Source organism: Roseovarius conchicola (assembly GCF_041403425.1).
In the GTDB taxonomy this organism is placed as follows: domain Bacteria; phylum Pseudomonadota; class Alphaproteobacteria; order Rhodobacterales; family Rhodobacteraceae; genus Roseovarius; species Roseovarius conchicola.
Map to the genome: position 1 here is coordinate 1,154,245 of NZ_JBGEHK010000001.1, position 12,330 is coordinate 1,166,574.

Here is a 12,330-nt window from a genome sequence, read left to right on the forward strand (position 1 = left end):
AGGATGACATCGACGTGGATATCGCTGCCCTGCGCGCCGCCAACCCCGATCACTGGATGCGCGCCACCGCCATTCGCGCCCTGACACTGGATGCGGTTCATGCTGCCAATTCCGGACATTCCGGCATGCCAATGGGCATGGCCGATGTGGCCACGGTGCTCTACGAAAAGCATCTGAAATTTGACGCCTCGGCGCCAAACTGGCCGGATCGCGACCGGTTCATCCTGTCGGCGGGTCATGGCTCGATGCTGCTTTATTCGCTGCTGCACCTGACCGGCTATGCCGACATGACACTGGAGCAGGTCAAGAATTTCCGCCAATGGGGCGCGATCACGGCCGGGCATCCCGAATATGGCCACGCCTCGGGGATCGAGACCACCACCGGCCCGCTGGGTCAGGGCATTTCCAACGCCGTCGGCTTTGCCATGGCCGAGGAAATCCTGCGCGCGCGTTATGGCAAGAAGCTGGTGGATCACCACACCTATGTGATTGCTGGCGATGGCTGCCTGATGGAAGGCGTCAGCCAAGAGGCGATCGGCCTCGCGGGTCGGCACCGTCTGGGCAAATTGATCGTGCTGTGGGACAACAATAACATCACCATCGACGGCACCGTCGATCTGGCCGATCGCACCAATCAGGTACAGCGTTTCAAGGCGTCGGGCTGGCATGTTCTGGAAATCGACGGGCATGACCCAGAGGCGATTGATGCCGCGCTGACCAAGGCGAAATCGACCCAGAAACCCACGATGATCGCCTGTAAAACCCATATTGCTTTGGGCCACGCGGCGCAGGACACATCCAAAGGTCACGGCGCGCTGACCGATCCCGATCAGATGTCGGCGGCGAAATCTGCCTATGGCTGGACCACCGGACCGTTCGAAGTGCCCGGCGATGTGAAGGCGCAATGGGAAGAGATCGGCAAACGCGGTATCCCCGCGCGCGAAGCGTGGGAAGCGCGTCTGGCCGAGGCGTCCAAGCAACGCCAGGCCGAATTCGCCCGCATTTTCGATCGTGACGTGCCCAACAAACTGTCGGCCCGTATTGAGGCGCTGAAAAAACAGATCAGCGAAGAAGCCCCGAAAGTGGCCACCCGCAAGTCCAGCGAGATGGTGCTGGAAGTGGTCAACCCGATCATGCCGGAAAACGTGGGCGGGTCAGCAGACCTGTCAGGCTCAAACAACACCAAATCTGGCGATATGAGTGTTTTTGACATCGACAATCGCAAAGGTCGTTACATCCATTGGGGCATCCGTGAACACGGCATGGCCGCGGCGATGAACGGAATGGTTTTGCATGGAGGTATAAGGCCTTACGGGGGAACCTTCATGTGCTTCACCGATTATGCACGCCCCGCGATGCGGCTGGCGGCCCTGATGAAGGTGCCGACCGTTTTTGTCATGACCCATGACAGCATCGGTCTGGGCGAAGATGGCCCCACCCACCAACCGGTCGAGCATCTGGCAATCAGCCGCGCGACCCCCAACACCATGGTGTTCCGCCCCTGTGACACGGTTGAAACCGCCGAAGCATGGGAAATGGCGCTGAGTGCGAAGGAAACGCCCTCGGTGCTGTCCCTGACCCGTCAGGGCGTGCCGACCCTGCGGTTGGAGCATCGCAACAAGAACCTGACCGCCCAGGGCGCCTATGTTCTGGCCGAGGCCGAAGGAAAGCGTCAGGCAATCCTGCTGGCCACCGGTTCGGAAGTGGCGATTGCCATGGAAGCGCGTGACCTGCTGCAGGCCAAGGGTATCGGCACCCGCGTTGTGTCCATGCCCTGCTGGGAGCTGTTTGAGGCGCAGGATGAGGCGTATCGCAAACGCGTTCTCCCCGGTGGGCAGGCCGTGCGCGTGGGTATCGAGGCCGCTGTGCGCACCGGCTGGGATCGCTGGCTATGCGGCGAGCGGGGCCGAGAGGCACGTGCAGGCTTTGTCGGGATGGACAGTTTTGGAGCCTCGGCCCCGGCCGGTACTTTGTATGAAAAATTCGGCATCACCGCAGAAGCCGTGGCCGACAAGGTGCAATCATTGCTGTAATCGCTCTCGCAAGATACGCTGCGGCATGAAAAGGATTTTCTCCGCTCTCATCGTGCTTGCCCTTGCCAGTTGCGAAGCGCCCCAGATCTACTCTGATCCGATCGCTGGTCCACGCACCAGGGATGCAGATGCCTTTGCCAAGGCGTTTCTGGACCAGATGCAGGCGCGTTCCTTCGCAGCGGATCGCGAGTTCTGCGGCATTTTCGGGCGCGATACCGATGGCTATGTCATCGCCACGCCACCCATACTGGGTCGGGTCGACAGCTGTCGCACGCCTGATCCGGCCGAGGGATTCAATGTTTTCGCGTCTTATCACTCGCATGGCGCGCATGACGAGGATGTCGATACCGAGGTGCCCTCTTCCTATGATCTGCGCGCGGATCGTGAAGAAGGGGTGGTGGGCTATATCAGCACGCCGGGTGGCCGCATCTGGTTCAGTCAGGACGGGGCGGCGACACTTCTATGCGGACGGGGATGCATCACTATGGACCCCGAGTTTACGCCCGGCCTCTATGGACCGATTGCCAACCGTTACACGATTGCCACCTTAGAACAGCGCGAAGCCGGGTTCTGAACCTGCCGTCAGGTGGCCCTGAGTGCCCACATCGCAAAGAGCGGCGTCTGGCCCGAGCGCATGGCGTGTAAAATGCCGGGGGGATTGTAAAAAGTTCCACCGATCCCGGGCGTGAACCAGCCACGCCCCTCCTGATAGAACGCGCCCTCGCTGAGCACGAGATAGGTTTCTTCCGGTGGATGTCGGTGGTCTGGATAACGCACAGCGGGTGCAAGCAGCGACACTCCCAACCAAACGCTTTTGTGGCGCACCAACCCGCCCGGACCGATGATCATCGCATTGGCATGGCCTGTCGCATAGGCTTCGTTGGCCCCGGTCTGATCCCCGCCCCGCAGATACCAGTTGAGTTGAGGTTCCATGGCGCGGAATGCCGCCATCAGCGCGTGCAATGACGGGTCGGCAAAAGCGTCAGGCACACAGGTATCATCGAGATAACGACATACGGGCAACCGTTTGCCGGGTGTATCGCGCGGCTCCAGTGCCCCTTCGAGGCCAGCGAAAATCTGTTTGATCGATCGGCGCCCTTCGGCATCCTGAACGTGGCTGTGATACGCCGATGAGGCGGCTGCGACGAAGGCCTCTATCGGTGTCTGCACGCTCATTGCCGTGCTCCTATGTCGCCGGGCTAAGCCGGGTCCAGATCGGCTTGATCACCTTCACTCCGACAGGGATCAGTAACATGCCCAGAGTCAGACCAAAGATACCGTCCAAACCAGCCGTAACCGCCCATTCGGCAAATCCGGCGGCATCTGCCATACCATCGGCAACACCAACAGCAACGTGATGAACCCAGTCATAAGGCGCGTGGAAGCCCATCTCATGCAGGGCATGCAGGATGATTGAGCCCCCCACCCACAGCATCGCCGCCGTACCAACAAACATCAGCAGCTTCATGAAATAGGGCATCGCCCAGACAATGCTGCGGCCCAAGCGACGGGTGATGCCCCAGTGGCCCTCACGGGCCATCAGCAGACCCAGATCATCGGCCTTCACGATCAGCGCAACCGCGCCATAGACAAGCACCGTAATGCCAACAGCCACGACCGCCAATGTGGCCGCTTCCATCCAGAAATTGCTATCGGGGATAGCTGCAAGGGCGATGGTCATGATCTCGGCCGACAAGATGAAATCAGTCTTGATCGCCCCCGCCACTTTTTCTTCTTCCAGATGCGCCTTATCGCCTTCGTGATGGCTGCCATCCGGGCCGCCATGCCCCTTTCCGAACCCAAGAACATGCGCGACCTTCTCGGCCCCCTCATAGCACAGATAGCACCCTCCGAGGATCAAGAGAGGTGGGATCATCCACGGCGCGAACGCCGATAGAGCCAGCCCCGCAGGCAACAGGAACAACAGCTTGTTCTTCAGCGATGCCTTGGCGATCTTCCAGACGATGGGCAATTCCCGTGCTGGCGCGAATCCCTGCACGTATTTGGGCGACACGGCCGCATCATCAATCGCAGCACCCGCCGCTTTCGAGCCCGCCTTGGCCGCCTGCCCGATCACATCATCAACCGAGGCGGCCGCCAGTTTGGCAATCCCTGCCACATCATCCAGCAATGCCATCAAACCGCTCATACCTGCCCCTTTCGCAAACCAACTGCCTGTTTGCCCTATAACACTCCAGAGTGCGCCCATGTTCCAGCCCGTTTTGCGCAAACGGTTATCGCTACCAGCGTGTTTCCCCCTTTCCCCTGCCTGTCAGCCCCCCTATTACGCCCTCAAAATCAGCATTTTCAGGAGACGCCCCATGACCATCAAAGTCGGCATCAACGGGTTTGGCCGCATTGGCCGCTGCACTCTGGCCCATATCGCAGCCACCGGACGGGACGATATCGAAGTGGTCAAGGTCAATGCCACCGGCCCGCTGGAAACCGCAGCGCACCTGATCAAGTATGACAGCGTGCATGGCCGTTTCCCGAACGAAATCACGCTGGGTGACGGAACGATGGACCTAGGCCGCGGGCCGATGCAGATGTTCTCTACCTACGAGCTTGATGAGCTGGACTGGTCCGGTGTTGATGTGCTGCTGGAATGCACCGGCAAGTTCAACGACGGTGAAAAGGCCAGCAAGCATCTGGAGCAAGGTGCCGCCAAGGTTCTGTTGTCGGCTCCGGGCAAGAATGTCGACCGCACCGTGGTTTTTGGCGTCAATGACAGCGAAATGCAGGCCGGGGAACGGATGATCTCGAACGGGTCCTGCACCACCAATTGCCTGGCCCCCGTGGCCAAGGTTCTGCAAGACAGCTTTGGGATCGAAAGCGGCATCATGACAACGATCCACGCCTATACCGGCGATCAGCCCACGCTGGATCGTCGCCATAAAGACCTCTACCGCGCCCGTGCTGCGGCGATGAGCATGATCCCCACCTCCACCGGGGCGGCCAAAGCTTTGGGCGAGGTGCTGCCGGCGTTGAAAGGCAAGCTGGACGGCTCGGCCATTCGTGTGCCCACGCCGAACGTATCGGCTGTCGACCTGACCTTTGTTGCAAGCCGGGACGTGACCGAAGCCGAGGTGAACGCCGCGATGGAAGCCGCCGCGAACGGTCCGATGAAAGGCGTTCTGGGCTATGACCCGGAACCCAAGGTCTCGATCGACTTTAACCACACCGAGGAAAGCTCGGTCTTTGCACCTGCTCAAACCAAGGTTATCGGGAACCGCCTTGTGCGGGTGCTGGCCTGGTATGACAACGAATGGGGCTTCTCCTGCCGTATGGCGGATGTGGCCGTGGCCATGGGCAAACTGGGGTAAATCTCACTTACTTGATCCAGACGGTCCCGTCGGGCATACCCGGCGGGACCGTCTTGCAGTGGACCACGCCTTATGACCAACACGCTCGCTATCGGCCTTGCCGCCCTTATCCTGTTGGCGCTTGGGCTGGACTACATGCTTTTTGAATGGGGCAATACTGTCTTTCTTGGCCGCAAGCTGATCGAGCTGATCGAATGGCTTGCCTTCTGGCGCTGAGCCGCTGTTGACGCACCCCTGCCCCCTTCGTTTAGTTGGGGGAACTGACAATGGGGTGACACCATGACTGTAAACCTTGCCATAAACGGTTTCGGGCGCATTGGCCGCAATATCCTGCGGGCTTTGGTTGAGTCCGGGCGCACCGACCTGCGGGTTGTGGCGATCAACGATCTCACACCGCTGAGTACCAGTGCATTGCTGCTGGAGCGCGATACGGTCCACGGGCGCTTTCCCGCTCAGATCAACATTGATGAAAACACTTTGAAGGTCGGCGAGACCTCCATTCACGTCACCGCACAGCGCGATCCGTCGGAGCTGCCATGGGGCGAACTGAACGTGGATATCGTTCTGGAATGCACAGGTTTCTTTCGCGCGCGGGACAAGGCCGCACTGCATCTGCAGGCCGGGGCCAGGCGTGTGCTGATCTCCGCGCCGGGCAAGGAAGTGGATGCGACTATTGTTTACGGCGTCAACCACGATACGCTTGAGGCGTCGCATCACATCGTCTCGAACGCATCCTGCAGCACAAACTGCCTGGCCCCGCTTGCCCATGTTCTGCACAACGCCTTTGGACTTAAACGTGGGTTCATGACCACGATCCATTCGTACACGGCCTCTCAAAACCTGCTTGACCGGGGCCACAAAGATCCGCGCCGGGCCCGTGCTGCGGCCGAAAATATCATCCCCACCACCACGGGAGCCGCCCGCGCGGTGGGGTTGGTATTGCCGGCCCTCGCCGGAAAGCTGGACGGTATGTCGATCCGTGTGCCGACCCCCAATGTCTCGGCCATAGATTTCACCTTCGAGACACGCAAGAGCATGACGCCACAAACCATCTTTGATGCCGTTCAAACAGCTGCGGACGGTCCATTGTCGGGTGTTCTCGGGCTCAGCGCGGCCCCGCTTGTATCTCGTGACTTCAATCATGATCCACGCTCCTGCATTGTCGATGCGGATCAGACCCGGGTGCTGGACAGCACGATGGGACGGGTGTTGGCGTGGTATGACAACGAATGGGGGTTTTCCAACCGTATGCTGGATACAGCGGCAGCTATGGGACAGCTCATATGACCGATCGTATCAACGCAAATCCCGATGGTTGCTGGCCGCGCGACGGGTTTCCCATGAACCACGCGGTCGCCGAACCAGTCGGCCGCCGGGTGCATCTCACTGGGCAGGTCGCCTGGGACGCGGATGGCAATCTGATCGGCGGCACGGATGCAGAGGCACAGACCCATGCCGCTCTGGATCACATCGAGCGCATCCTTGATGCCCTTGGAGGCACTTTGGATGACATTGTTTCACTCACGACCTATTTCACGCGCGACGGGGATCAGGCTGCCATCTCACGCGCCCGCGCGGCAAGGCTGAAGGCGGAATTCGGCCCGGCGGCAACCGGTGTGCGCGTGGCTGGTCTCTGGGCTCCCGAGATCTTGGTCGAATTGACCGTGATCGCGGTCATTCCCGAAACCCGTTTTCGCAGCGAAGTCTGACTAGCTCAATTTCTCGGCCAACGCGTCATGCACCGCCGGGGTAACGAATTTCGAGACATCGCCCCCCAGCCTTGCAATCTCTTTGACCAGCTTACTGGCAATCGCCTGATGATTGGCGTCCGCCATCAGAAACACGGTCTCGACCGAAGAATCCAGCGCCCGATTCATTCCAACCATCTGAAATTCATATTCAAAATCCGCAACAGCCCGCAGGCCCCGGATGATGATCTGTGCCCCGACATCCTTGGCGCAGTCGATCAACAGGTTCTCGAACGGGTGCGCGACGATCTCGGTCCCGGTCTGCGCGCTCAGCTTGGCGCATTCGGTTTCGATCATCTCTACCCGTTCTTCGAGGCTGAACATCGGCCCCTTGTCGCGGTTGATCGCTACGCCGATTACCAAACGATCCACCAAGGCCGAGGCGCGCCGGATGATATCCACATGCCCCAAAGTGATCGGATCAAAAGTTCCGGGATAAAGACCAATGCGCATGCCGGTGCCCCTTATATTCAAGTGCGCCCAAGCAACTATACCGGTCGCCGGGTTGCAAGCATCCCTGCCGCCCTTGTTTCAAGAAATAGCTGGGATCAGAAGCCCATGATCATGCCCTCGAGGGCATTTTTCTCCATCGACAATTCTTCCAAGCGGGCCTTGACCACATCACCGATGGTGACAATGCCCACCAGTTTGCCCTCGTCAACCACAGGCATATGGCGAAAACGACCATCGGTCATCTGCGCCAGCACGGCGTCGGAACTGTCCTCCGGGTGGCAACAGACCGGGTTGCGGGTCATCATCTCGTCGATCTTTTCGGTCAGGCAGGTCGCCCCGCGCACCGCCATCGAACGCACGATATCACGCTCTGACAGGATGCCATCGGCGCTGTCGCCATCGCGTGACACCACCAGGCCGCCGATGCGGCGCTCGGCCAGGATTTTCGCAGCCTCTGACACCAGCGTGCCGGGGGTGATCGTGACCACTCCATCGCTGTCCTTGGCTTGCAGGATCTGTTGAACCAGCATCATGTCCCTCCGGTCGGTTTATGCTTTTCAACAAAGGTCCGCCATATGTCGGTGCCTGTCAAGTCAGCGCCTCAAGACGTGTCACTTCAGCGCGCATGCCGCTGACCAGTGCCTCGGCAAAGCGGTTTTGCCGCTCGAGTCGACGATCATCGGCATGACGCACAAGGTAGAAACTGCGCGTCAGACTGATCTGATCGGCCAGTAATTTCTGCACACCTTGTGTCCATGGCAATGAGAAATCATGCACAACACCGACACCGGCCCCCTGCCGGACCCAGTTGATCTGAACCGATACCGAATTGGACGCCAGATCGACACGCCCCAGCCCTGCCTCGCTCATGTAGTCCAGCTCTTTGTCGAAAATCATGTCCTGAATATAGCCGATGATCTGATGATCCTTCAGGTCCTCGACACCGGTGATTGGAGGATGGCGCTGCAGGTAAGTCTCGGCGGCGGCAAGGTGGAGTTTGTAATCACAGATTTTCTGCACGCTTAATCGCCCTGCATTGGGTGGGCTAACCGCCACCACCATATCGGCCTCGCGCCGGGTCAGGTTCACCACGCGCGGCAAGGCCAGTATCTGAATTTCCAGATCGGGATTGTCCTCGGAAATCCTGGCGCAGACCTGTGGCAGAAGAAAATTGGCGCTACCATCAGGGGCACCGATGCGGATCTGCCCGCTCATCCCACCGGATTGCCCCGCCATCTCGTCGGCCGCCTCTTCCATGGCCTGTTCGACCTTCTCGGCATGGGCCATCAGGCGTTGGCCTGCGTCGGTCAGCGCGTAACCGCCCGGAGACTTCCCAAACAATGGCGTGTCATAGTCGGCCTCAAGCCGGGCCACCCGGCGTCCCACCGTAGCCGGGTCAACCTTCAGCACACGCCCTGCGCCAGACAGGCTTTCGCTGCGGGCCACGGCCAAAAACACTTTCAGATCATCCCATTGCGCGCTCATGCCCTCAACCTTTGCATTTTTGCATGACCTTTTTGGAACATTGCCCCTGTTCCAATTAAATTTGCAAGGATACTGTGCGCCCAAACACCCCAAGGGAGGATTCCATGCAAGAGCTGACTCATTTCATCGACGGTGCCATGACCAAAGGCACATCCGGGCGTTTCTCGGACGTCTTCAACCCGGCCACGGGCGAGGTTCAGGCCAAACTGCCCATCGCCACGGCGGCTGAGACCAACGATGTGGTCGAGCGTGCCGCCAAAGCGCAGGTGGAATGGGGCGCCACCAACCCGCAGCGCCGCGCCCGGGTGATGATGGCCATGGTCGGCCTGATGAACCGCGACATGGACAAGCTGGCCGAGGCGCTGAGCCGCGAACACGGCAAGACCCTGCCGGATGCGCGCGGCGATCTGCAACGTGGGTTGGAAGTGATTGAGTACTGCATCGGTGCTCCCCAAATGCTAAAGGGCGAGTATACCGATGGCGCTGGTCCGGGGATCGACCTTTATTCGATGCGCCAGCCCTTGGGCGTTGTGGCCGCGATCATGCCTTTCAACTTCCCCGCGATGATGCCGCTATGGCATGTCGGCCCGGCGCTGGCCTGCGGCAATGCGGTTGTGCTGAAACCGTCCGAGCGCGACCCGTCGGTGCCCCTGATGCTGGCGGAATTGTTTGTTGAGGCCGGTCTGCCCGCAGGCTGTTTCCAGGTTGTGAACGGCGATAAAGAAGCGGTGGATGCGCTGCTGGATCATGACATCATTGGCGGTGTGTCCTTCGTGGGCTCTACCCCGATTGCGCAGTATATCTATGCCCGCGCCACGGCAAACGGCAAACGTGCACAATGCTTTGGCGGAGCGAAGAACCACCTGATCGTGATGCCCGATGCGGACATGGATCAGGCCGCTGACGCGCTTGTGGGTGCAGGTTTTGGCGCTGCTGGCGAACGTTGTATGGCGATTTCGGTGGCTGTTCCCGTGGGCGAGGAAACCGCTGATCGTCTGATCGAAAAGCTGGTGCCGCGGATCGAGAAACTGCGCGTTGCCCCTTACACCGATGGTGAGGATGTCGATTTCGGTCCCGTTGTCACGGCCGAGGCCAAACAACGCATTCTGGGCCTGATCCAGTCGGGCGTTGATCAGGGCGCCGAGCTGGTCGTGGACAATCGCGACTTCTCGCTGCAGGGCTATGAAAACGGGTTTTTCGTCGGCCCGCACCTGTTTGACCGGGTGACCCCCGATATGGATATCTACAAGCAGGAAATCTTTGGCCCGGTCCTGTCGACCGTGCGTGCGGGGTCTTATGAAGAGGCGATCGGCCTTGCTATGAATCACGAATATGGCAATGGCACCGCGATCTACACCCGCGATGGCGACACCGCGCGCGACTTTGCGCACCGCATCAACATCGGCATGGTCGGCATCAACGTGCCAATACCCGTGCCTCTGGCCTATCACACCTTTGGCGGCTGGAAAAAATCCATGTTCGGCGATTTGAACCAGCATGGGCCGGACAGCTTCAAGTTCTACACCCGCACCAAAACCGTGACGGCCCGCTGGCCCAGCGGCATCAAGGAAGGCGGCGAATTCAACTTCAAAGCGATGGACTAACATCCCGAAACCGCTTTATCTTTCAAGGGCCGCGCATCATGTCGCGGCCCTTTTTGATGAGGAGGTTTCGATGCCAAAACCCTACGAAGGTGGCTGTTTGTGCGGCAATATCCGGTTCAGCGCACAGCCCCCGGCCGACTGGCCCCACACCTGTTCCTGCACCATGTGCCAGCGCCACTCCGGCGCATTGACGGTAGCCTGGGTGGAGTTCCCGGCCGATCACGTCAGTTGGACCGGCCCGGGCGGCGAACCTGCGAAATGGCGATCCTCCACGGGCTCATCCCGCGCGTTTTGCGCCATCTGCGGCAGCACGTTGGGCGCGATAGATGACGATCCGGTGATCGCCCTGACTTTGGGTGTTTTTGACAAGCCCGGCGCGGTCGCCCTGCGCCCGACATCACACTCGAACGTCTCTAAACGCCCGAAATGGTGGAAGGTCGACACCGGAAACTGATGTAAATTAGTCCTTGGCACCCCGACATTTCCGCGCTTTGCTAGGCAGATAACCAACGCGGAGCACGCAAAATGGCCGACACCAGCCCTGATTTCACCATCGGCATCGAAGAAGAATACCTGCTGGTGGACCGCGACAGCCTCGCTCTGGCCGAGGCGCCAGATGGGTTGATGGAGGCATGTGCCGCGGAACTGCAGGATCAGGTCGCGCCTGAATTCCTCAAGTGCCAGATCGAGATCGGCACCAAGGTCTGCCGCACCGTGGACGAGGCCCGCGACGACCTCAAACGCCTGCGCGCCTGTGTGTCGAAACATGCCGCCGAGCACAACCTTGCGCCGATTGCGGCCTCATGCCATCCGTTTTCCGACTGGCGCGATCAGGCCCATACGGACAAGGACCGCTACAACGACCTGTCTTCGGATCTGGCGGGCGTGGTACAGCGCATGCTGATCTGCGGGATGCATGTGCATGTGGGCATCGGCGATCCGGACCGGCGCATCGACCTGATCAACCAGCTCAGCTATTTCCTGCCGCATCTGCTGGCGCTCAGTTGTTCCTCGCCCTTCTGGCAAGGGCATGACACCGGGCTGGCCAGCTATCGCTTGACCGTATTTGACAACCTGCCCCGCACCGGCCTGCCACCCCAAATGGACAGTTTTGGTGAATTTGAACGCTCGGTTCACATCCTGACGGATCTGGGCGTGATCGAAGACAGCTCGAAAATCTGGTGGGATTTGCGGCCTTCCTCGAAGTTTCCAACGCTGGAAAGCCGGATTTGTGATGTCCAGCCCCGGCTTGAACACACCTTGACGCTGGCGGCGCTAACCCAAGCCCTTACACGCATGCTGTGGCGATTGGCACAACACAACCAGCGCTGGCGCACCTATGACAGTTTCCTTCTGGCCGAGAACCGCTGGCGTGCCCAACGCTACGGCACCACTCGCGGCCTGATTGACTTTGGCCGGGGAGAAATCGTGCCCTTTGATGAATTACTGGAAGAGATGTTTGAACTGGTCGCCGAGGATGCACTGTTCTTCGACTCGGTCGCCGAAATCGAAACCGCCCGCGAGATGATAAGCAGCCAATCCAGCGCCGGGCGCCAACGACACGCCTTTACCGACGCCATCGAAGCCGAAGATGACACTGCTGGCGCCCTGCGCGCGGTCGTGCGCCATCTGATCGAGGAATATCACGCCGATCTCTGATCGGGCTGCCCTCTTGCAAAACTCC

Annotated in this window: 14 protein-coding genes; 9 read left to right on the forward strand and 5 right to left on the reverse strand. The window is 59.8% G+C overall.

Going from position 1 to position 12,330, the window contains the following annotated elements:
• The first annotated feature begins 14 nt into the window (after positions 1-14).
• Together tkt and V6N02_RS05670 are read left to right on the forward strand one after the other, a co-directional pair.
• The gene (gene tkt, locus V6N02_RS05665; protein WP_371224517.1) at positions 15-2,033 is read left to right on the forward strand and encodes a transketolase; all 2,019 of its coding nucleotides are present in this window, start codon (positions 15-17) and stop codon (positions 2,031-2,033) included.
• A 25-nt stretch (positions 2,034-2,058) separates the two neighbouring features.
• On the forward strand, positions 2,059-2,607 hold the full coding sequence (locus V6N02_RS05670; protein ID WP_371224518.1) for a DUF4329 domain-containing protein: 549 nt from the start codon (positions 2,059-2,061) through the stop codon (positions 2,605-2,607).
• A gap of 8 nt (positions 2,608-2,615) precedes the next feature.
• Here the strand turns inward: V6N02_RS05670 and V6N02_RS05675 are convergent, their stop codons facing one another.
• Both V6N02_RS05675 and V6N02_RS05680 read right to left on the reverse strand, forming a co-directional pair.
• Positions 2,616-3,209, reverse strand: a complete 594-nt coding sequence (locus tag V6N02_RS05675) for a dimethylsulfonioproprionate lyase family protein (protein ID WP_371224519.1) — start codon at positions 3,207-3,209, stop codon at positions 2,616-2,618.
• Positions 3,210-3,219: 10 nt separating this feature from the next.
• Complete coding sequence (locus V6N02_RS05680) at positions 3,220-4,182, reverse strand: DUF808 domain-containing protein (protein WP_371224520.1); 963 nt, start codon at positions 4,180-4,182, stop codon at positions 3,220-3,222.
• Positions 4,183-4,354: 172 nt separating this feature from the next.
• On the opposite strand from V6N02_RS05680, the gene gap (V6N02_RS05685) reads away from it, so the two are divergent.
• The 4 genes from gap (V6N02_RS05685) to V6N02_RS05700 all read left to right on the forward strand — a co-directional run bounded on the left by gap (V6N02_RS05685) (position 4,355) and on the right by V6N02_RS05700 (position 7,065).
• Entirely contained in the window at positions 4,355-5,356 is a 1,002-nt protein-coding gene (gap, locus tag V6N02_RS05685) for a type I glyceraldehyde-3-phosphate dehydrogenase (RefSeq protein WP_371224521.1), read from the forward strand.
• Positions 5,357-5,428: 72 nt separating this feature from the next.
• The gene (locus V6N02_RS05690) at positions 5,429-5,572 is read left to right on the forward strand and encodes a hypothetical protein (RefSeq protein WP_371224522.1); all 144 of its coding nucleotides are present in this window, start codon (positions 5,429-5,431) and stop codon (positions 5,570-5,572) included.
• A gap of 63 nt (positions 5,573-5,635) precedes the next feature.
• Positions 5,636-6,643 (forward strand): type I glyceraldehyde-3-phosphate dehydrogenase, encoded by a 1,008-nt coding sequence (gap, locus tag V6N02_RS05695; protein WP_371224523.1) that lies wholly within the window; start codon positions 5,636-5,638, stop codon positions 6,641-6,643.
• Positions 6,640-7,065: a RidA family protein gene (locus V6N02_RS05700; RefSeq protein WP_371224524.1), complete on the forward strand. Its 426-nt coding sequence runs from the start codon at positions 6,640-6,642 to the stop codon at positions 7,063-7,065. The genes gap (V6N02_RS05695) and V6N02_RS05700 overlap by 4 nt, the downstream gene beginning before the upstream one ends.
• Here V6N02_RS05700 and coaD read toward each other — a convergent pair whose 3' ends face one another.
• The 3 genes from coaD to V6N02_RS05715 all read right to left on the reverse strand — a co-directional run bounded on the left by coaD (position 7,066) and on the right by V6N02_RS05715 (position 9,042).
• Entirely contained in the window at positions 7,066-7,557 is a 492-nt protein-coding gene (gene coaD / locus V6N02_RS05705) for a pantetheine-phosphate adenylyltransferase (protein ID WP_371224525.1), read from the reverse strand.
• Positions 7,558-7,652: 95 nt separating this feature from the next.
• A complete protein-coding gene (locus tag V6N02_RS05710; protein ID WP_371224526.1) occupies positions 7,653-8,087 on the reverse strand; it encodes a CBS domain-containing protein in 435 nt (144 codons plus the stop codon).
• Between the two features lie 58 nt (positions 8,088-8,145).
• On the reverse strand, positions 8,146-9,042 hold the full coding sequence (locus V6N02_RS05715) for a LysR family transcriptional regulator (RefSeq protein ID WP_371224527.1): 897 nt from the start codon (positions 9,040-9,042) through the stop codon (positions 8,146-8,148).
• Positions 9,043-9,146: 104 nt separating this feature from the next.
• Between V6N02_RS05715 and V6N02_RS05720 the strand changes: the two genes are divergently transcribed.
• The 3 genes from V6N02_RS05720 to V6N02_RS05730 all read left to right on the forward strand — a co-directional run bounded on the left by V6N02_RS05720 (position 9,147) and on the right by V6N02_RS05730 (position 12,305).
• Positions 9,147-10,646: a CoA-acylating methylmalonate-semialdehyde dehydrogenase gene (locus V6N02_RS05720; protein WP_371224528.1), complete on the forward strand. Its 1,500-nt coding sequence runs from the start codon at positions 9,147-9,149 to the stop codon at positions 10,644-10,646.
• A 70-nt stretch (positions 10,647-10,716) separates the two neighbouring features.
• Positions 10,717-11,100 carry a GFA family protein gene (locus tag V6N02_RS05725; RefSeq protein WP_371224529.1) on the forward strand — a complete coding sequence of 128 codons (384 nt, stop codon included), beginning with the start codon at positions 10,717-10,719 and terminating at the stop codon, positions 11,098-11,100.
• Between the two features lie 71 nt (positions 11,101-11,171).
• Positions 11,172-12,305, forward strand: coding sequence for a carboxylate-amine ligase (locus V6N02_RS05730; protein WP_371224530.1), 1,134 nt, complete (start codon positions 11,172-11,174; stop codon positions 12,303-12,305).
• Positions 12,306-12,330: the final 25 nt, after the last annotated feature.